Raw genomic sequence first — 20320 nt, 5'->3', positions numbered from 1 at the left:
CGGGGGATTGATATTGTACATCAAGCGTCTCGAGATTTATGGATTCAAATCCTTTGCCAATAAAGTTGAGCTTGAATTGATCCCTGGTTTTAACGCCATAGTGGGGCCCAATGGAAGCGGCAAAAGCAATATCCTGGAGAGCATTCGATGGGCCATGGGAATCGACAGTGCACGGCTCATCAGAGGCGCCAGAATGGAGGACGTGATATTCTCAGGCAGTGATGGGAGGAAAGGGCTGGGGCTAGCTGAGGTCACGGTCATCCTGGATAACAGCGAAAATGAAATGCCTTTGGGATTTTCGGAGATATCTGTGACCCGCAAGCTCTACCGTTCAGGTGAGAGTGAATATTTCATAAACAAGGCGCCTTGCAGGTTGCGCGATATTCACCGGCTTTTCGCTGGCACCGGGCTTGGGCGGGAAGGGTATTCGGTGATCGAACAAGGCAAGATAGATGCCATATTGAGCGCGAAACAGGAGGACCTCAGGGCTTTTTTCGAAGAAGCGATCGGTATCGCTGGCGCCAGGGCAAGGGGAAACGAGATCAGAAGAAGGCTGGATCAGGCGAAGATCAATCTTCTGAGACTCAATGATGTCATAGGCGAGATCGAGCGCCAGCTTGGGCCCCTATCCATAAAGGCCCGCGCTGCAGAGGAATTCTCGCGGTGCAGGTCTCAGCTCGAGTCTCTCGAGGTATCCCTTTATTCTTATGACCTGGTCGCCTCACTTGATTCTATGAGAGAATGCCTTGAGAACAAGGCTTCTCTAGAAGATAAAATCAGGATCCTGGAAGGAGAATTGAAATCAAATCAGGAACGCCGCGCTGCCCTGAGGGAAAGCATAGCCACGGCCATTTCTGACAAGGATGCTCTTCAGGCTGAGCTTCTCGAGAAGACATCCGAGGTTGAAAGGGCAAGAAAGGATGCCGCCTGGTCAAGGGAAAGAAAAGATTCACTGCTGCAGCAGTTGGAGATAGCGATTCGAGACAGGGACAAGGCCGTCTCGAGGCGGGATTCTTTGAGTCAGGAGCTTGACCAGCGCGCAGCTAGACTTGATGCCATCGAGACTCAGCTCAGAATTCTGGCAGAGGAGATGGCGACTCTTGAAAAAGAAAAAGCCGAGGTTGTCCGGGATCTAGAAGAAATATCCAGTGAACAAGAGGCGGCCAGGGCAGACGTCATCGAGGTCCTTGCCTCAGAATCAAAGCTGCGAAATGACCTTCGCGCATCAAAGGATCTGATGGCATCTCAGGAAAATGCCATCCAGAGGCTGAAAAGAGAATACCAAGAGCAGGAATCCGAAAGGGACAGGCTCATGGAGCGACTGTGCCAGTTGGAAGAACTCCTGCGGGATGGCAAATCGGAACTGGAAAAGAGCCGGGACCAAATCTCAAATCTCAGGCGGGAGGAGAAACGCAAGGAAGAAGAAAGGGCTCGACTTGTCAAGGAGCAGGAGAGCCTTCTAGCATCTGTCGCCAGACTCAGATCCGAGGTGGATGTTCTCCAGAAGGCTTTAGAGAGTCACGATGGCTATTCCAGCGGGCCGCGAGCCATCCTCGCTCTTTCGGCTCGTGGGATTCTTGAAGGTGTGATCGGGTCTTGCGGCGAGCTATTGAAGGCAAAGGAAGGATATGAGGTGGCCATTGAGGCGGCCCTCGGGAGGGCCGTTGAGGATATCGTGGTTCGAAAGACCGAAGATGCCAAGGCGGCTATCAGGCATCTCACTCAAAACCTTGCCGGCCGGGCAACTTTTCTTCCCCTTGATCTCATAGCGCCCCAGGGGCTCTCCGGCGAGGATGTCAGGGTGCTGCGTCTTCCGGGGATCATAGGGGCGGCATCTTCTTTGGTTGAATGCCAGGAGGCGTATCAGTCTGTGCGTGACCATCTCTTGGGCAGGGTAGTGGTGGCGCGGGATCTCGATGCGGCAGTCCATGCTGCAAGAGAGATGCATTCCCGGCTCAAGATAGTAACGCTGGACGGCGATATCATCTTCCCAGGCGGGGCCATAAGTGGAGGCCGCAGCAAGGCTTCATCCGGAGGGATCTTGAGCCGGCGGAGGCTTCTCGAGACAAAGAAGGCGAAGCTGGATTCACAGTTGAGGCATGTCAGAGAACTAGAAGGACTCAACGGATCTCTCCAGGCCAGACTTGCCGAGTTGCGAAAGAAGATATTCGATGAAGAGAAAAAGATAAGCGACTCGAAAGAAAAGATGATCCGGCTGGAGGCAGAGAAGTCCCAGGTTGAACAGTCTATATCCAGGATATCAAAGGTCATGGTCTCATGCCAGCGGGAACTGGAAGGATATGCTGGGAAATCCTCTGATCACCATCAACAAGAGGCTATGATAATGAATTCCCTGAAGGAACTGGAAGAAAAAAGGCGTAGCCTCGAGGGAAAGCTAGATGCACTGGCATCCGCTAGAACTTCGCTAAACGAGAGATTATCTGATATCAATGACAGGATTACTGAATCCAAGATCAAGAGAGCGGGCCTGAGCCAGGAAAAGTCAGGTATCCTGGATACCATTGCAAGAGTTGAAAACTCTATAGCTGAGGTTTCCGCTGCGGTAAACCAGGCTGAGAAGGAGATACATGCCATCCATGGACGCATTACCGATGCTGAGCGAAAGATAGCAGAGAGTGAAGAGCTTTGTTTTGATGTAACCGGCAGAATTGAGGCTCTCAAGGCGCGTCTTGGCAATATGTCTGAGTCCATTCGCCTTATGGAAGATCAGAGCAAAGAGGTTGAAGAAAGGGCCGGCGCTCTTCGCCTCCAGATAAGGACCTTTCAGGATCGCGCTCATTCGGTTGACATCGAGGGTGCGAAACTGGCATCTGACGTAGAAAGGTTGGGGGGATATCTCCTGGAGGAATATGGCCTTACGCGGGAGGATGCCATGAGGCTTGCGCCTCCATACATCGACAGAGATAAAGCAAAGAGTGAGATCGATGAGCTCAGGCAGAGATTGGAATCTATCGGCCCTGTGGATTTACCCTCTATTGATGAATATAAGAATCTGCGGTCGCGTCATGATGAACTCTCCAGGTGCAGAGATGACCTCAAGATGGCAATAGAAGGTATAGATTCAGTGCTCGAATATATGAGTGGGATCATGGCGAGGAGGTTTCAACGCGCCTTCCAATTAATTAGACGGGAATTTCAGTCCATATTTCTGAGGCTTTTCGGGGGAGGTCGTGCAGATCTCGTTCTGCAAGATCCTGATATGCCTCTCGAATCCGATATATCCATCGTATCCCAGCCGCCAGGCAAGCGTCCCACTTCTTTGTCCTTGCTATCTGGAGGCGAAAGAGCTTTGTCTGCCATTGGGCTGGCGTTTGCGGCCATTAATATCGGGTCGGGTCCCGTGGCAATACTTGATGAAACGGATGCGGCCCTGGATGAGGCAAATCTCAATCGTTTCGTCGATTTTTTAAAGGACTTTTCCACGAAGTCCCAACTTATTGTGATAACGCACCGCAAGACCACGATGGAAGCCGCTGAGGCTATATATGGGGTCACCATGGAAGAATCCGGCGTATCAAAGGTGATCTCTCTGAGCCTTGGTGATCAGGCAACGGCATGATATATGATAATAGTCGACAACAATCAGGACGAGAGAAGGAATACTCAGTGGAGCAGACAAAGGCGGCAAACAAAGGATTTTTCGCCAGACTCAAGCAGGGACTATCCAAGACCCGGGAGGGCTTCATCGGGCGGATAGTGGCGGCGGTGAGCGGCAAGAATAAATTAGACAGGGAATTGTTGGATGAGATCGAAGAGATACTTATTGAATCCGATATAGGGGCTGCACGGGCCTACAGATTCATCGAGGAGGTAAAACAACAAGCATCAAAATCCGGCAACAATGGCGGGCAGGTACTCGAGACTTTAAAGAAAGAGATCCTGAACATCCTTAGCGGGGAGAGCGCGGAGATAGCTTCAGCAGGGCATGGGGCCCTCACGGTCATCATGTTCGTCGGGGTCAATGGGACGGGCAAGACCACCACCATTGGAAAACTCGCGGCAAAATACAGATCTCAGGGCAAGAAGGTCATGATAGCGGCGGCCGATACGTTTAGAGCTGCGGCCATAGAGCAAGTCCAAATCTGGGGAGAGAGGGCGGGGGCCGTCGTCATAAGCCACGAGGCCGGAGGAGATCCAGCCGCGGTGGCCTTTGACGCTGTGGAGGCCGGAAAGGCTAGGGGCATGGATTACCTCTTGATCGATACTGCAGGTCGCCTCCACACTAATGTCAACTTGATGGAAGAATTGAAAAAGGTCAAAAGAGTGGTGGGAAAGGCCCTCCCCGGGGCACCTCATGAGGTATTGCTGGTTTTGGATGCCACGACCGGCCAAAATGCCATTTCGCAGGCCAGGACCTTTGCCGAAGGAGTGGGAGTGACCGGTATCGTTCTCACAAAATTAGATGGTACTGCAAAAGGAGGCATCGTAGTGGCAATCAAGGATGAGCTTGGCGTCCCGGTGAAACTGGTCGGCGTCGGGGAAGGCATAGAAGATCTACGGCCTTTTGATCCCGTGATGTTTGTGGAAGCGCTTTTTGATCAGAGCGATACTGTCGCGATGCTGGATAATGGTGGGAACCGGTATTGACTTTGCGCTTCCAGGATTGTATACTCTCTTTGTTCATAGAAGCAATGTTCAAAGATGAGAGCCGTAAAAGGGAGAAGTGCTATTCATGTTCGAAAATCTTACTGCGAGGCTTCAAGAGGCATTCAAGAGGCTGAGATCCAAAGGTAAGTTGACGGAAAAGGATGTCGACGAAGCCCTCAGGGAAGTGCGTCTTGCCCTTCTCGAGGCTGATGTGAATTTCAAGGTGGTCAAAGATTTCATAGCCCGGGTCAAAGAAAAGGCCATCGGGCAGGATGTCCTTTCCAGCCTCACGCCTGCGCAGCAAGTCATAAAGATCGTCTTCGAGGAGCTGACCAACCTCATGGGTGGCGGGGAGAGCAAGATCTCCTTTGCGTCTAATCGCCCAACTATTCTCATGATGGTCGGCCTTCAAGGGTCGGGGAAGACCACCACTGTTGCGAAGCTAGCCCGTCTGTTCAAGGCTCAAGGGAAACGTCCCCTCATGGTGGCCTGTGATACGCAAAGACCTGCTGCCATCACCCAGCTCCAGGTTCTCGGGGAGCGGCTCAATGTACCGGTATTTTCAATGGGGGATAAGATTGACCCGGTGAATATCGCGAAAGCGAGTCTCGCAAAGGCGAAGGATATGGCGTGTGATGTGGTGTTGATCGACACCGCGGGGCGCTTGCACATAGATGAAGAACTGATGGAGCAGCTGGTGGAGATGAAGCGGGCGGTCACGCCTGATGAGGTCCTCCTTGTAGTGGATGCCATGACCGGACAGGACGCATTGAATGTGGCAAAGACATTCAATGAAGCTGTTGGGGTCGACGGTGTCATCCTGACCAAACTGGATGGAGATGCAAGAGGCGGCGCGGCTCTTTCCTGCCGGGCAGTCACATCGAAGCCTATTAAATTCGTGAGTGTCGGGGAAAAGCTTGATGCATTGGAGTCATTCCATCCCGACCGTATGGCCTCCAGGATACTTGGGATGGGGGATATTGAAAGCCTGTTGGAAAAAGCCCAGGCCGCCATAGATGCCGAATCTTCGAGGCGGCTTGTGCAAAAGGCAGTCTCAAAGGAATTTGGGCTGGATGACTTTGTAGATCAACTGAACCAGGTAAGGCGTATGGGTCCTTTGGATCAGCTCCTGGCCATGATACCAGGTTTCGGGACATCAAAGGCACTTAAGGATCTCAAGGTGGACGAGAAGCAGCTCAATCGTATCGAAGCCATTATATCGTCCATGACGCCGCAGGAAAGAAGGAATCCAGCCATCATCGATGGCAGTCGCAGGCGGCGGATTGCAAAGGGCAGCGGTGTCTCGGTGCAGGACGTCAATTCTCTCCTTCGTCAATTTGAGCAGGTCAAGAAGCTGATGCGACAGATGGGGGAGATGGAGAAGGCGGCAAAACGGGGGTTGCCTATGAATTTCCCGTTTTTTAGGTGATATGGGATGATATCGGAGCAGGATTCTTTTATTAATTCTCCTTATTGCTTGAGAGGAGGTGAATGCATGGCAGTAGTGATACGGCTGGCAAGGGTTGGAGCTAAGAAACAGCCACATTACAGAGTTGTGGTGGCGGATTCTCGCTATCCGCGCGATGGACGATTCATAGAGATTCTTGGGCATTATAATCCCAGGACGAATCCTGAGACTGTAAAGATCAATGAAGAGAAAGCGAGGGAATGGCTGAGCAAAGGGGCCCGCCCTTCAGAGGCGGTTTCTAACATTCTCTCTAAGGTTGGGATTTTAAATCGAGCAAGCGGGGCTGATGAGGCGGGTGGTCAGGGGGCCACGGCGCAGGAAGCCTGAATTGTACGGAGGTCCTATTGAATGAAGGAACTAGTTGAATATATTGCAAAGGCGTTAGTTGACAAGCCGGACGAAGTGCAAGTGAGCGAGACAGAGAAGGAAGACGCGACCGTTATCGAACTCAAGGTATCTGCGGATGACATGGGAAAGGTGATCGGAAAGCAAGGCCGGACCGCCAAGGCGATACGACTGCTGGCCAAGGCGGTGGGAGCGCGTGATGGGAAAAGGGTAATGGTGGAGATCGTGTAAGCGATGATGAAGATAGATATCTTGACCCTCTTTCCGGAAATGTTCAATGGTCCCTTCTCTGAAAGCATATTGAAGCGGGCTCAGGAAAAGGGGATCGTCGAGATATGTATCATCAACATTCGTGATTTCGCCCTTGATAAACATAAGGTGACCGATGATTACCCTTTCGGCGGTGGCGCAGGCATGGTTATGAAGCCTGAGCCAGTCTTTGGTGCAATCCGGCATCTCAAAGGGCGCGCCGAGTCTGAGGGAAGGCCCGGGCCACGGGTTATCCTCATGTCTCCTCAAGGACGGAGATTTTGCCAGGCCATAGCCAAAGAAATTGCCACGTACCCGTACATTGTGATAATAGCAGGCCATTATGAGGGCGTGGACGAAAGGATACGGCAGTGTCTGGCAGATGACGAGATCTCTATCGGGGATTATGTTCTCACCGGCGGTGAGTTGCCCGCCATGGTCTTAGTGGACGCTGTAGTGCGCCTGCTGCCCGGCGCTATCAGCCAGGAGTCCGTTATTTCGGAGTCTTTTTGCGATGGGCTCCTTGAGTATCCTCAGTATACGAGACCCAGAGAATTTGAAGGCATGAAAGTCCCTGAGATCCTTTTGAGCGGAGATCATGAGAAGATAAGGCTCTGGAGGCGTAAAGAATCACTGCGCCGGACATTGCTGCGAAGACCCGATCTCATAGACTTCGGATCACTCACGGCCGAAGATCGGATGCTCATCCGTGAGGTCGCCCAGGAGGAAGGGCTTTCCCTGGGGGAAGAAGGTACGATATAATAGTTTTCGGCATTTCTGCGGGTTTTTTGTGGCAGCGCAGGTAGAGTTGGGGGGTGTGGCTGTTGGACATCATTGATACGATAGAGCAAGGTATGTTGCGAGACGATATCCCTGATTTTCGCCCCGGAGACACGGTGCGTGTCCATGTCAAGGTGGTAGAAGGCGGACGTCAGAGGATACAGGTCTTCGATGGGGTCGTCCTGCGTCGAAGCGGAAAGAAGGCTACCGAGACATTCACCGTCAGGAAGGTTTCTTCCGGCGTGGGAGTAGAGAGGACCTTCCCTGTTCATTCTCCTAACCTGGAGAAGATCGAAAGAGTGCGTGAGGGAAGGGTTCGTAGGGCGAAGATCTATTACCTAAGAGAGAGAGTCGGCAAGGCCTCTCGTGTCGCGGAAAAGAGACGTAATGGATAGGGATGGCGGCAAAAATGAAAGAAAGCACTTCTACCACAGATAAAACTGCCTCAGGAGAGCGGGGTGGCCATTCTACGCTTAAGTCCGAGGTTCTCGAATATGTCCAGGCGTTTGTGGTTGCCATCATCCTTGCGGCATTTATCATTACATTTGTTGCGCAGTCCTTTGTGGTTCAGGGTAGCTCGATGGAGCCTACCCTCCACAATGGTGAAAGGCTTTTGGTCAATAAATTCATCTACCGGTTTGCCAAGCCCGCCCGGGGACAAATAGTGGTGTTTCGGTTTCCGGCAGACCCAAGGCGCAAGTTCATCAAGCGAGTCATCGGCGTCGCCGGGGACGAGATACTCATACGCAACAGCACAGTTTTCTTGAATGGAGAGCCGCTGGAAGAGGGGTATATCCTAGATTCGACGCTGGGTGATTGGGGGCCGGAGGTTGTTCCCGACGGGAGGATCTTCGTTTTGGGGGATAACAGGAATAACAGCGAGGATTCTCGGTTTTCTGACGTAGGATTTGTGCCGCTCAGAAACGTAGTTGGGCAGGCATTTTTGATCTATTGGCCACCCGGCAGGATGGGCTTGATACGCAATCCTTTGACGGCAGAGGCATCTGAATGAGGGCTTGAAACCGAGCCGAGGCCTAATGAGATCGGATTTCGATATGTGGGATATTGAGGAGAATTTGCGCAAGGAAGGTCACAGATTCATCGTCGGAATCGATGAGGCGGGCCGCGGTCCTCTGGCTGGTCCGGTGGTGGCTGCGGCTGTTGTCATGCCAGTTGGGTTAACCATTCCCGGCCTGCGGGATTCGAAGAAAATGACCCCGCGACAGAGAGAAGAAATCTACCAGTGCATCTTTGGCTGCGCGCAAGCAATTGGCATAGGCATCGTTTCTCACCGCATGATCGATAAGATCAATATCCTGCAGTCGACCTATCTGGCTATGAAGAGGGCAATAAATCGCCTGACGGCGCCAATCGACTATGTGATCGTTGATGGATATCCCATTCCGGGTCTGAATTACCCGCAGAAAGGCATAATCCATGGCGATGCCTTCTGCTTTTCAATAGCGGCAGCCTCTGTGGTAGCAAAGGTGACGCGAGATCGGATCATGGTGCGAATGGGCGATTTTTTCCCACAATACGGTTTCGCGGTTCATAAGGGGTATCCGACTCAATCTCATCTAGATGCCCTCGCCCGATATGGGCCCTGCCCGATCCATCGCTTTTCATTCTCTCCGGTCAGACGCTGCTATGAGCGCCGGTTGCCAATGAATGCCGGCGTCTGAAAATCTGGCCTGAAAATTGACTTCTGATCCATAAGAGTATTATAGTTAGAATTGGCATGGCCCAGTGATTATTGTTCTTAAGGAGATGAACGGTGACTATGCACAAAGAAACAATCGATGGGAATACAGCTGCGGCTCACATTGCCTATGCCTGTAGCGAAGTTGCGGCCATTTATCCCATCACTCCGTCCTCGCCTATGGCTGAAGCCTGTGACGAGTGGGCTGCTCATGGGCGCAAAAATATCTTCGGGGAGACCTTGCGGATCGTGGAGATGCAGTCAGAGGCTGGCGCCGCTGGCGCAGTGCACGGATCCCTCGCTGGTGGTTCCCTCACTACAACATTTACAGCCTCACAGGGCTTGCTATTGATGATTCCTAACATGTACAAGATCTCCGGAGAGCTTCTGCCAGGCGTATTTCATGTATCGGCGCGGGCCCTTGCCACCCATGCGCTTTCCATCTTTGGCGATCACTCTGACGTGATGGCTACGAGGCAAACCGGATTTGCGCTCCTGGCCTCCGCATCTGTTCAAGAGGTCATGGATCTGGCCCTGGTGGCGCATCTTTCTGCCATAAAGGCAAGTATCCCATTCCTTCATTTCTTCGATGGTTTCAGGACCTCCCATGAGGTTCAGAAAGTTGATGTCATCGAGTATGATGAAATCGCGAAATTATTCGATATGGAGGCGGTTAAGGCCTTCCGGAAACGCGCGTTGAACCCTGAATATCCTCATCAACGCGGCACAGCGCAAAACCCTGACATCTACTTCCAGGGCCGTGAGGCCGCAAACCCGTATTATTTGAAAACGCCCGGGATTGTGGAAGCAATGATGAAGCAAGTGGGCCAGCTCACCGGACGCAAATACAACCTCTTCGACTATATCGGAGATCCTGAGGCTGAAAGAGTCATCGTATGTATGGGTTCGGGCGCCGAAGCTGTGGAGGAAACCGTAAATTATCTCAATGATAGGGGCGAAAAGGTCGGCCTTATCAAGGTTCGCCTGTACCGGCCATTCTCTGTAGAACACTTCCTGAGGGCAGTTCCTAAGAGCTGCAAATCCATTGCAGTGCTTGACAGGACTAAGGAGCCAGGATCCCTCGGGGAGCCTCTATATGAGGATGTAGTGGCCGCCCTGGCTGGCCGGGGGGAAATGCCGCTGGTGGTTGGCGGACGCTATGGGCTCGGCTCCAAGGAGTTCACGCCATCAATGGTAAAGGCGGTCTTTGATAACTTGCGCCAGGCCTCGCCAAAGAATCACTTCACAGTAGGGATCACGGATGACGTTACAGACACATCCCTTCCCGTGGTCGAGAAAATCGATGCCGCGCCGAAGGGCGTATTCCGCTGCAAGTTCTTTGGGCTTGGTTCAGATGGAACAGTGGGCGCTAATAAGAATTCTATCAAGATCATCGGAGACCATACGGACATGTATGCCCAGGGATATTTCGTCTATGACTCGAAGAAGTCTGGCGGGATCACTATTTCGCACCTCCGCTTCGGGCATACCCCGATCCAGGCACCTTATCTCATCGACCAGGCTGATCTTATCGCCTGCCATAATCCATCTTATGTGACACGGTATGATGTGCTCGAGGGTATCAAGCCATATGGTGTCTTCCTCCTCAACTCCAGCTGGAGCGCAGAGGAGATGGAGCACAAGCTCCCGGCTTCCATGAAGCGGACCATAGCTGAGAAGAAGCTCAAGTTTTATAATATCGACGCAGTCAAGATCGCCCAGGAAGTAGGTCTCGGAGGCCGCATAAATGTCATAATGCAGACGGCTTTCTTCAAGATAGCGAATGTCATTCCCTTTGAGGATGCAGAGAAATATATCAAGGATGCCATAAAGAAGACCTATGGTCGAAAAGGCGACAAGATAGTCAATATGAACTGGGCGGCAGTTGACAGGGCAGTTGAGGCCCTAGAGGAGATTCACTATCCTGATAGCTGGGCCAAGGCTGTTGACGAGGCTGCTGCATCCAAGGATGTACCTGAATATGTGCAGAATGTCATTTACCCGATACTCTCCCTCAAGGGTGATGACCTCCCTGTGAGCGCATTCAACCCAGATGGCACGGTTCCCACTGGTACGACTAAATATGAGAAACGCGGGGTCGCCGTCGATGTTCCGAGATGGATACCTGAAAACTGCACTCAGTGCAACCAGTGCTCCTTTGTGTGCCCGCATGCGGCCATAAGGCCTTACCTTGCGAAACCTGAAGACCTGGCAAGCGCTCCTGAATCTTTTGCCGCAAGGCCTGCCATTGGAAAAGAGCTCTCGGGGCTCAAATTCCGAATCCAGGTGTCACCCCTGGATTGCACTGGGTGCGGCAATTGCGTCGATGTTTGCCCTGCCAAACAAAAGGCGCTGGTCATGGAGCCTTTCGAGAGCGTCGTAGAAGCGGAATCGGCGAATTATGAATTTGCCGAGAGACTTCCGAAGGTTGACGTCGAGGTCAACCCCAATTCTGTCAAAGGAAGCCAGTTCCGGCAGCCGCTCTTTGAGTTTTCAGGCGCATGTGCCGGTTGCGGCGAGACCCCGTATATCAAGTTGATCACACAGCTCTTCGGGGATCGGATGATCATCGCAAATGCTACGGGTTGTTCATCGATCTATGGCGGCAGCGCTCCCACCTGTCCATATACAGTGAACGCGGAAGGCTTTGGGCCTGCATGGGCCAACTCGCTGTTTGAAGACAATGCCGAGTTTGGCTACGGCATCGCCCTTGCTACCACGGCGAAGCGTGACAGGCTCGAGACATTGGCCAGGAAAGCCCTTGACATGGCGGTTTCCCCCGAGCTGAAGGATGCTCTCCGCGGCTGGATCGAGGGAAGAGAGGACGCCGAGAAATCTAAGGAGTATGGATATAAGATCAGGGCTCTATTGAAGCAGGAACTCCCGTTAGCGAATGGGGAGGTAAAGAATGTCCTGGACGAGATCAATGGGCTCAGCGATTACCTGGTCAAGAAGTCTATCTGGATCATAGGCGGCGATGGCTGGGCATATGATATCGGCTATGGCGGGCTAGACCACGTACTGGCATCAGGCGCAGATGTAAATGTCCTGGTGCTGGACACTGAAGTCTACTCCAATACCGGCGGGCAATCATCAAAGTCTACTCCGACTGGCGCTGTGGCTAAGTTCGCAGCTGCGGGCAAGAGGACTCGCAAGAAGGATCTCGGGCTCATGGCCATGTCCTATGGATATGTATATGTCGCGTCTGTTGCCATGGGAGCAAGCCAGCTCCAGCTGATGCGGGCAGTCACAGAAGCCGAGAAATATCATGGCCCATCCCTGATAATAGCCTATGCGCCATGCATCAACCATGGAATCAATATGAGCCTCAGCCAGCGTGAAGCAAAGAGGGCCGTCGAAGCCGGATATTGGACCCTTTACCGGTACAATCCGGATCTTGCGGCCGAGGGCAAGAACCCATTTATCCTTGACTCTCGCGAGCCTAAGGGAGACTTCAAAGAATTCCTCATGGGAGAAGTCAGATATGCAAGCTTGAAGAAGCAATTCCCTGAGGAGGCTGAGCGTCTCTACGCTAAAGCGGAGGAAGATGCCAAGGCCAGGTTTGCCCAGTATACGAGACTGGCTCAGGGTTGATGTTGGTTACAGGGCCGTTTGTCCGGCCCCGATCTGGTTTCGATAGAATGGCCAATGGGATACCAGTAAGATACAAGGAGGCTCATCAGCCGGCACAGCCGGGAGCCTCCTCTTTTATATAAATTTTTCCTCTATAGGCAGGAATATATCATCCAAGGTAGAATAAAGAATTACAGGAACAAGATGGATTACAATGAACGAGATGAGCGGGGTGAAGTCTTTGCCTCCTGGACAGGCGGGCATACTGGGCCGGCGAGGAGAGGACATAGTCGCATCCTATCTTGAATCCCTCGGCTGCAGTATACTCAAGCGCAATTATCGCACAAGGCGTGGTGAGATAGATCTCATTGTTTCAGAAGGGCAAACCACAGTCTTTGTCGAGGTCAAGAGCAGATCTTCTCTCTCCTCCGGAGACCCTGGAGAAAGGGTCGGAATGCGCAAGAGACGGCGAATAATTCGCGCAGCCATCTCGTACCTCTTGACCGCGGGCGGGCTTGATGTCCCGTGTCGTTTCGATACTGCTATCGTGGACTTTCATAAGGGTGAAAGTGCGCCCATAATAACGCTCATCAAGAACTCTTTCGATTTAGACGCGCAGTCTTGACCAGGAGGCCGGTTCATGTTGTCAACTGTCTACAGCGGTGGAGTGACAGGGGTAGATGGATATATAGTCGAGGTGGAGGTGGACGTGTCTAAAGGGCTTCCAGACTTCACCATAGTTGGGCTCCCCGACACCGCTATCCAGGAATCCAGGGAGAGAATAAGGGCGTCCATCCGCAATTCGGGTTGGGAATTCCCTGCTCGCAGGATAATCGTCAATTTGGCGCCCGCCGTCATGAAAAAAGGGGGGACAGGCTTTGATCTTGCTATAGCTCTTGGGATCCTGGCATCACTTGGACATATTCCGCAAGATGCTCTGCGGAAATTCGTGGTCATGGGCGAACTTTCCCTCGATGGCAGTGTGCGGCCTGCCAGGGGCGCTCTATGCATTGCTGTTTCAGCCCTGGAGTCAGGTCGGAATTCTCTGCTGGTGCCGGCGGAAAACGCAAATGAAGTAAGAGCCTTGGAGGGCATTACGGCACTTCCGGTATCGTCCCTCGAGGATGCCTATGATGTTCTAAATGGAAGATTTGACGGGAGTCTCACCGTTGCATGTAAAAGGACCGGTGATTCCACCACTGACTTTCGGCCGCGCGATACTCTGGCCGACCATCCATCAGACTCAGATCCATTGGAATCAGCGGAGTCCCTGGATCTCTCAGATGTGATCGGCCAGATGCACGCCAAGCGGGCCCTGGAGATCGCCGCGGCAGGATGGCACAATGTTCTCATGGTCGGGCCGCCGGGCTCTGGAAAGACGATGCTGGCAAAACGTCTTCCGACCTTGATGCCGCCTCCGACCCAAAGTGAGGCCATCGAGATCACAAAAGTCTACAGTGTGGCAGGGCTCCTGAAGCCGGGGCAGGGACTCATCACTAAACGCCCGTTTCGTTCCCCTCATCATACCTCATCCTATGCAGGACTGGTGGGGGGCGGCCCCATGATAAGGCCTGGAGAGATCAGCCTGGCTCACAGAGGAGTATTATTTCTGGACGAGCTTCCCGAATTCAGGCGAAGTGTCCTGGAAGCGATGCGGCAGCCCCTTGAGGAGGGTAAGATCACCATATCCAGGGCCTCAGGATCGGTTACTCTCCCGGCCATGAGCCTTATGGTAGCATCTTCCAACCCGTGCCCTTGTGGTTGGCGGGGTGCCCATGGACGCGAATGCAGCTGTTCACCAAGGGCCGTTGCATCTTACGCGGGAAGGATCTCTGGGCCCCTTCTCGATAGGATAGATCTTTTTGTCGAGGTGCCGAGGCTGGATATCCAGGACCTCTATGGGGGCGTGAAGGGGGAGACTTCTCGCGAGGTTCTGGCGCGCGTCATGTCCGCGCGGGAGATTCAGGTGAAGAGGTTCGAGGGGCTGAAGATATCTTTCAATGGGGAGATGAGCTCTCGCGAAGTGGCCCGATTCTGTCGGGTAACAGAAGAAGGTCGAAAATTGCTGATGAAGGCTTTCGAGAGCTTTTCCCTTTCCTCTCGATCTTATAATAAGATCCTGAAGGTCTCACAGACTATCGCGGATTTGGGTGGGGATACGGTCATAGATAAGAAACACATAGCTGAAGCGCTGAGTTATCGCGCGATTTTGCCATGGAATCGTAGATCCTGAGAAGGAGACAAGCGCGCCATGTGGAAATATAACGACGACGGCGTTTTCATAGACACAGGGCCAGAGGGGATATTTTGGGTCCTCTTCAATATGGTACCCGGTCTCGGGATCAGGAGGATGATGTCTCTTCGCAGGTTCTTCGGCACCTTGAGGCAGGCATGGGAGGCGCCGGCCTCTCAGCTCAGGATGACGCCAGGTATACCTGATAAGGTAATTGATAATATCATAGAGCATAGGAGCACGGTCGAGATCGATCGAGAGTTGGATAGGGCCAGAAATGCGGGGGCGAGGATTGTCACTCTTGATAGCCCGTCTTATCCGGCCAATCTGAAACATATTCATGACCCTCCTCCGGTGCTCTACATCATAGGGGATCTATCTCAGCGCGATGATGCTGCCTGCGCTATAGTTGGGACAAGGCGGGCGAGCCCATATGGCGAGGGAGTTGCCTTCAGGTTTGCCAGGGATCTTTCTTCGAGCGGGATCACGATAGTAAGTGGCATGGCCCTCGGTATCGACTCTGCCGCGCATAAGGGGGCGCTTGCGGCAGGAGGCCGCACCGTTGCGGTCCTGGGAAGTGGGGTGGATGTGGTATATCCACCGGAAAATCATGATCTTTATAAAGAAATTGCTCTGAAAGGAGCGGTTCTCAGCGAATTTCCCATGGGGACCCTCCCGCAGAGGGGCAATTTTCCGTGTCGCAACAGGATCATAAGTGGTCTTGCCCTAGCGTGTTTGGTGGTTGAAGCCCGGGATAGGAGTGGCGCGCTTGTGACGTGTGGATTTGCAGCAGAGCAGGGAAGACCTGTGTTTGCAGTTCCGGGCGACATTCGCAGGCCGCAGGCTGCTGGTCCCAATAAGCTGATAAGGGACGGGGCTTCGCCGGCGCTGGACATCGAGGAGATCAGGGAAACCATCGAGGCAGAGGTCGGGAGGGTTCTGCGCCCCGCGGGGCCGCAATCCAGGACATCGGATACGAAGATGATCGAGAAGCCTTCGGGCCCATCTGCCTCAATGGGCCTGTCAGGTAACCAGAAGCTGATCCTAGATGTCCTGGAATATGAGCCCATGACACGGGATGAGATAATCGAGCGCACTGGCGCTAATGCTTCGGATGTGGCCAGTGTTTTGATCGATCTCGAGCTTTCAGGCATCATAAGGTCTCTTCCGGGGGATTCCTTTATGAGGCATGAGGAGGATCCTTTTCAAAGATCTTAATCTAGCAGAAGTGGAGGATCAATGTTGAACGAGAGAGTCATGGAGATTGTAAACCTGCTCATAAAGCTCATTTTACAGGGTGGGAAGCTCCCTGAGAGTGGGGCTACATTGGTGAACGACCTCCTTGCCAGGGGTTATAATGCAGCGGAAATCGATGCGGCATTCAACCTGGTGTTTTCCTTGCCCGAGGATACAAATATGCATGATGGTCAGGATTCATTACCTGTAAGGCGGGTCCTGGACCCTCAGGAGAAGATGAGGCTAACATTAGAAGCTCAGGGCCAACTCGAAACCCTATCAAGATTAGGCTTGATAACGCCATCCGAGATCGACGAACTCCTCTTCTACTTGAGCCAGATGGATGCTATCGGCCTCGATGTCTCAGATATCAGCTGGCTGTTCGATCGTATAATAAAAGACCAGGACCGTCTGGTGATGCTTCTTGGGTTTGACTGGTCGAACAGGAAGAAGCGCCCGCGCAGGAACGTCCATTAAATAGCCCGTTGCGTGATTGGGACCAGCCTGTGGAATTTTGGATGCGAATGGGAAGGCCATCCTTATATAGGATGGTTGATTTTTTCTGAAAATGGGGATATCATCATTGATTGACAGAAAGCCTGAAGAGGTGGTCAAATGGCGGATTCCATCATAATAGTCGAATCTCCTGCGAAGATGAAGACCATATCGAAGTTTCTCGGAAGGGGCTATCAGGTCAAGGCTACGATGGGCCATGTGAGGGACCTGCCCAAAAGCGCCCTTGGGGTGGATGTGGAGAATGGCTTTCAGCCGAAATATGTCACCATTCGCGGCCGTGCCAAGGTGGTCAATGAATTGAAGGAGAGCGCGCGAAAGGCTAAGAAAGTGCTCCTCGCCACGGACCCTGATCGTGAAGGCGAGGCAATTTCCTGGCATATTGCCGAGATTTTGGGGCTAGATAAAGATGCTCCATGCAGGATCGAATTCAATGAGATCACCAAGAAAGCCATAACAGAGGCTCTCAAGAAGCCAAGGGGGATAGACATTGATCTTGTGGAGGCCCAGCAGGCTCGCCGGGTCCTGGATCGACTAGTAGGGTATAAGCTCAGTCCACTCCTATGGAAGAAAGTTAGAAGAGGGCTTTCCGCGGGGCGCGTTCAATCGGTCGCCGTCCGCCTGATCTGCGACCGTGAGCGCGAGATCAATGAATTCAAGCAGGAAGAATATTGGACCATCGAGGCCATACTTGCCCCGGATGATAATGAGGAGACCAGCTTCTCGGCGAGATTGGTGAAGGTATCCGGGAAGACCCCTCATATAGGCTCTAAAGACGAGGCCGATAGGATCGTAGAGAGCGCCAGAGGGCTTGATTTCATCGTTGCGGATGTCAAGAAGAAGGAAAGGAAGAGGTCTCCTTCACCGCCGTTTACCACCAGCACAATGCAGCAAGAGGCCTCGAGGCGGCTGGGTTTCAGCGCAAAGAAGACCATGCTCCTGGCCCAGCAACTCTATGAGGGCCTCGAGATCGGCGATGAAGGTAGTGTCGGCCTTGTGACGTATATCAGAACTGATGCCGTGAGGGTAGCCGCAGAGGCGCAGGAGATGGCGCGAGACTTTATACGGCAGCGCTATGGGGCAGAGTATGTACCTGAAAAAGCTCCTCACTATAAGGCAAAGGCCACTGCCCAGGAGGCGCACGAGGCCATACGTCCCACAGCGGTCACCAGATCTCCTGATATGGTGAAACAGTATCTGTCGCGAGATCAATATCGTCTCTACAGGCTCATATGGGAACGTTTCGTGGCGAGCCAGATGAAGCCAGCCGTCTTTGACATGACAATCGTAGACGTAACTGCTGGTGAATACCTTTTCAGGGCCACTGGTTCTCAGATGAAGTTTCCGGGATTTTCTATAGTCTATACAGAAACGAGGGACACTGATACCACTATCTCCGATGATGAAAATGATCAGAGGATCCCGGAATTGGCCGCTGGAAATAAGCTGCGCCTGATAAAGTTGACCCAGGACCAGCATTTCACACAACCGCCTCCGCGGTACACCGAGGCAAGCCTTGTTAAGGCCCTGGAAGAAAAGGGCATAGGGCGTCCGAGCACGTACGCACCGATCATTGACACCATTCTGAGGCGAAACTATGTGGAGCTTGAAGAGAAGAGATTCCGCCCTACGGAGCTTGGATTCGCAGTGGTGGATCTGCTCAAAGAGTGGTTCCCCGACGTGGTCGATATCGAGTTCACAGCCCGGATGGAAGACCAGCTCGACCAGATAGCAGAGGGCAAGACAGAATGGGACGGTGTGGTGCGAGATTTCTACCAACCTTTTGAAAAACTCATTGAAACTGCTGAGAAGGAACTCGCTCATGTAAAGATAGCTGATGAGGTCACAGAAGAAAAATGCCCTAATTGTGGGCGCAATCTTGTAATCAAATATGGGCGATATGGCAGATTTCTGGCTTGCCCAGGGTTCCCGGAATGCAGGTTTACAAAGAATATCGTGCATGAGGTCGGGGTGCCTTGTCCGAAATGCGGGGCGGCTGTAGTGGAGCGCAGGACCAAGAAGGGGAGGAAATTCTATGGTTGTTCTCGTTACCCTGAATGTGACTTTGTGACATGGAACCAGCCCACAAATAGGACCTGCCCGAAATGTAACGCATTTCTGGTCCAAAAAGGGCGCGGTAAAAGCGCCATATATCAATGTGTCAATGGGTCATGTGGATACACCGAAAAGCCGCCGGAAGGCGAGGCCTCCGGTGGATCGAGAAGGAAGGCTGCGGCTGGAGCAGACGATGATGAGGGATGATCGACAGAGGGTGGAATCTGATAGACTGATTGTCATCGGGGGAGGTCTCGCAGGGGTGGAGGCCTCCTTCCAGGCTGCAAGACGTGGCATCCGGGTGGATCTTGTGGAGATGAGGCCGATTGAAATGACTCCGGCGCATGAGACCGGTTATCTTGCAGAGCTCGTTTGCAGCAACTCTCTCGGATCCATTCTGGACGATACAGGTGCCGGACTCCTCAAACGAGAGATGTCGATGCTGGGGTCCATCACTTTGAAGTGTGCATATGCCTGCCGTGTCCCCGCAGGCAGCGCCCTGGCTGTAGAAAGGAAGTCATTTGCGAGGCTTGTAACTGAAGAAATAGAATCTCAAGGCAACATCAGGATCATTCATGAAGAGGCCAGGGAAATTCCGGCTGGAAGACCCGTGATAATCTCTTCCGGCCCCCTCACATCCCCTGCACTGGCGAAGGCGATAGCGGCATTGACCGGCCAGGAACATCTATACTTCTACGATGCTGTGGCGCCCATCATAACTAGAGAGAGCATCGACGAGAGCAAGGTATTCTGGGCGGCCCGTTACGGTAAGGGAGACGCTGATTACGCCAACTGCCCCATGACAGAGAAGGAATATGAAAGGTTCTGGACCAACTTGATCGAGGCTGAGGTGGTTCCAACCAGGGAATTCGAGGAATTGAGCCTCTTTGAGGGATGTATGCCTATAGAGGAAATAGCGAGGAGGGGCAAGCAGGCTCTGGCCTTCGGTCCCCTGCGTCCCGCGGGACTCACAATTCCGGGCACTGGAGAGCGTCCATATGCCGTGGTTCAATTGAGACGCGAAGACCCTGAGGGGAACTTGCTCAATATGGTTGGATTCCAGACAAGGCTCACCTGGCCCGAGCAAAGAAGAGTATTTCGCATGATCCCGGGATTGGAGAATGCTGAGTTTGTAAGATATGGGGTCATGCATAGAAACACTTTCATCAATTCTCCGATGATACTTCTGCCGACTCTCCAGACCAGGGCTGATCCTGGGATACTATTTGCGGGCCAAGTCATTGGTGTGGAAGGATATATGGAATCCGCCGCCATGGGGATCTTGGCCGGCATTACAGCCTCGTTCCTTCTGAGAGAGAAGGAGCCGGTAGCCCCACCACGCGAGACGATGATCGGCGCTTTGTCCCATTATGTGGTATCCGCTGATCCCACCTCTTTTCAACCTATGAACGCCAATTTCGGCATACTTCCCCAGTTTGCGGGACGTCGCTTGAGGAACAAAAAGGAGAGAAGACGTCTTCTGGCGGAAAGAGCCCTCTCCGCGATGCGAAATTTCGCGGAAGTTATCGATTGCGTCTTGTAGGAATTTTTCAACTATGAT

The 20320-nt window shown here is 52.7% G+C and carries 16 protein-coding genes; all 16 read left to right on the top strand.

Annotated elements, in window-relative coordinates; genetic code table 11:
* The first annotated feature begins 13 nt into the window (after window positions 1-13).
* Window positions 14-3580, top strand: a complete 3567-nt coding sequence (gene smc, locus HPY52_01965; GenBank protein ID NPV79031.1) for a chromosome segregation protein SMC — start codon at window positions 14-16, stop codon at window positions 3578-3580.
* A complete protein-coding gene (gene ftsY, locus HPY52_01960; GenBank protein NPV79030.1) occupies window positions 3577-4608 on the top strand; it encodes a signal recognition particle-docking protein FtsY in 1032 nt (343 codons plus the stop codon). Before smc ends, ftsY begins: the two co-directional genes overlap by 4 nt.
* Before the next feature lie 85 nt (window positions 4609-4693).
* Window positions 4694-6037, top strand: coding sequence for a signal recognition particle protein (ffh, locus tag HPY52_01955; GenBank protein ID NPV79029.1), 1344 nt, complete (start codon window positions 4694-4696; stop codon window positions 6035-6037).
* Between the two features lie 66 nt (window positions 6038-6103).
* A complete protein-coding gene (rpsP, locus tag HPY52_01950) occupies window positions 6104-6403 on the top strand; it encodes a 30S ribosomal protein S16 (protein ID NPV79028.1) in 300 nt (99 codons plus the stop codon).
* A 21-nt stretch (window positions 6404-6424) separates the two neighbouring features.
* On the top strand, window positions 6425-6652 hold the full coding sequence (locus HPY52_01945; protein NPV79027.1) for a KH domain-containing protein: 228 nt from the start codon (window positions 6425-6427) through the stop codon (window positions 6650-6652).
* A gap of 3 nt (window positions 6653-6655) precedes the next feature.
* On the top strand, window positions 6656-7432 hold the full coding sequence (gene trmD / locus HPY52_01940; GenBank protein NPV79026.1) for a tRNA (guanosine(37)-N1)-methyltransferase TrmD: 777 nt from the start codon (window positions 6656-6658) through the stop codon (window positions 7430-7432).
* Between the two features lie 59 nt (window positions 7433-7491).
* Window positions 7492-7845, top strand: coding sequence for a 50S ribosomal protein L19 (gene rplS / locus HPY52_01935; protein ID NPV79025.1), 354 nt, complete (start codon window positions 7492-7494; stop codon window positions 7843-7845).
* A gap of 14 nt (window positions 7846-7859) precedes the next feature.
* On the top strand, window positions 7860-8462 hold the full coding sequence (gene lepB / locus HPY52_01930) for a signal peptidase I (GenBank protein NPV79024.1): 603 nt from the start codon (window positions 7860-7862) through the stop codon (window positions 8460-8462).
* 43 nt (window positions 8463-8505) lie between these two features.
* Complete coding sequence (locus HPY52_01925; protein NPV79023.1) at window positions 8506-9132, top strand: ribonuclease HII; 627 nt, start codon at window positions 8506-8508, stop codon at window positions 9130-9132.
* A 98-nt stretch (window positions 9133-9230) separates the two neighbouring features.
* Window positions 9231-12743 carry a pyruvate:ferredoxin (flavodoxin) oxidoreductase gene (gene nifJ, locus HPY52_01920; protein NPV79022.1) on the top strand — a complete coding sequence of 1171 codons (3513 nt, stop codon included), beginning with the start codon at window positions 9231-9233 and terminating at the stop codon, window positions 12741-12743.
* Between the two features lie 202 nt (window positions 12744-12945).
* The gene (locus HPY52_01915) at window positions 12946-13347 is read left to right on the top strand and encodes a YraN family protein (protein NPV79021.1); all 402 of its coding nucleotides are present in this window, start codon (window positions 12946-12948) and stop codon (window positions 13345-13347) included.
* 15 nt (window positions 13348-13362) lie between these two features.
* The gene (locus tag HPY52_01910; protein ID NPV79020.1) at window positions 13363-14955 is read left to right on the top strand and encodes a YifB family Mg chelatase-like AAA ATPase; all 1593 of its coding nucleotides are present in this window, start codon (window positions 13363-13365) and stop codon (window positions 14953-14955) included.
* Window positions 14956-14973: 18 nt separating this feature from the next.
* Window positions 14974-16173, top strand: a complete 1200-nt coding sequence (dprA, locus tag HPY52_01905) for a DNA-protecting protein DprA (protein ID NPV79019.1) — start codon at window positions 14974-14976, stop codon at window positions 16171-16173.
* A gap of 24 nt (window positions 16174-16197) precedes the next feature.
* On the top strand, window positions 16198-16668 hold the full coding sequence (locus HPY52_01900; GenBank protein NPV79018.1) for a DUF494 family protein: 471 nt from the start codon (window positions 16198-16200) through the stop codon (window positions 16666-16668).
* A 138-nt stretch (window positions 16669-16806) separates the two neighbouring features.
* Complete coding sequence (gene topA / locus HPY52_01895) at window positions 16807-18966, top strand: type I DNA topoisomerase (GenBank protein ID NPV79017.1); 2160 nt, start codon at window positions 16807-16809, stop codon at window positions 18964-18966.
* Window positions 18953-20302, top strand: coding sequence for a methylenetetrahydrofolate--tRNA-(uracil(54)-C(5))-methyltransferase (FADH(2)-oxidizing) TrmFO (gene trmFO, locus HPY52_01890; protein ID NPV79016.1), 1350 nt, complete (start codon window positions 18953-18955; stop codon window positions 20300-20302). Before topA ends, trmFO begins: the two co-directional genes overlap by 14 nt.
* The last annotated feature ends 18 nt before the right edge of the window (window positions 20303-20320 follow it).

This window comes from Bacillota bacterium, from assembly GCA_013178415.1.
Classification (GTDB): Bacteria; Bacillota; SHA-98; order Ch115; family Ch115; genus Ch115.
This window is presented reverse-complemented; position numbering and strand designations above follow the sequence as displayed.

What these genes read in the sequence shown, in the direction of transcription:
- HPY52_01910 (NPV79020.1), top strand. Translation starts at nt 13,363, where the DNA reads ATGTTGTCAACTGTCTACAGCGGTGGAGTGACAGGGGTAGATGGATAT.
- topA (NPV79017.1), top strand. Translation starts at nt 16,807, where the DNA reads ATGGCGGATTCCATCATAATAGTCGAATCTCCTGCGAAGATGAAGACC.
- dprA (NPV79019.1), top strand. Translation starts at nt 14,974, where the DNA reads ATGTGGAAATATAACGACGACGGCGTTTTCATAGACACAGGGCCAGAG.
- lepB (NPV79024.1), top strand. Translation starts at nt 7,860, where the DNA reads ATGAAAGAAAGCACTTCTACCACAGATAAAACTGCCTCAGGAGAGCGG.
- HPY52_01915 (NPV79021.1), top strand. Translation starts at nt 12,946, where the DNA reads ATGAGCGGGGTGAAGTCTTTGCCTCCTGGACAGGCGGGCATACTGGGC.
- trmD (NPV79026.1), top strand. Translation starts at nt 6,656, where the DNA reads ATGATGAAGATAGATATCTTGACCCTCTTTCCGGAAATGTTCAATGGT.
- HPY52_01945 (NPV79027.1), top strand. Translation starts at nt 6,425, where the DNA reads ATGAAGGAACTAGTTGAATATATTGCAAAGGCGTTAGTTGACAAGCCG.
- rpsP (NPV79028.1), top strand. Translation starts at nt 6,104, where the DNA reads ATGGCAGTAGTGATACGGCTGGCAAGGGTTGGAGCTAAGAAACAGCCA.
- ffh (NPV79029.1), top strand. Translation starts at nt 4,694, where the DNA reads ATGTTCGAAAATCTTACTGCGAGGCTTCAAGAGGCATTCAAGAGGCTG.
- HPY52_01925 (NPV79023.1), top strand. Translation starts at nt 8,506, where the DNA reads ATGTGGGATATTGAGGAGAATTTGCGCAAGGAAGGTCACAGATTCATC.
- ftsY (NPV79030.1), top strand. Translation starts at nt 3,577, where the DNA reads ATGATATATGATAATAGTCGACAACAATCAGGACGAGAGAAGGAATAC.
- nifJ (NPV79022.1), top strand. Translation starts at nt 9,231, where the DNA reads ATGCACAAAGAAACAATCGATGGGAATACAGCTGCGGCTCACATTGCC.
- trmFO (NPV79016.1), top strand. Translation starts at nt 18,953, where the DNA reads ATGATGAGGGATGATCGACAGAGGGTGGAATCTGATAGACTGATTGTC.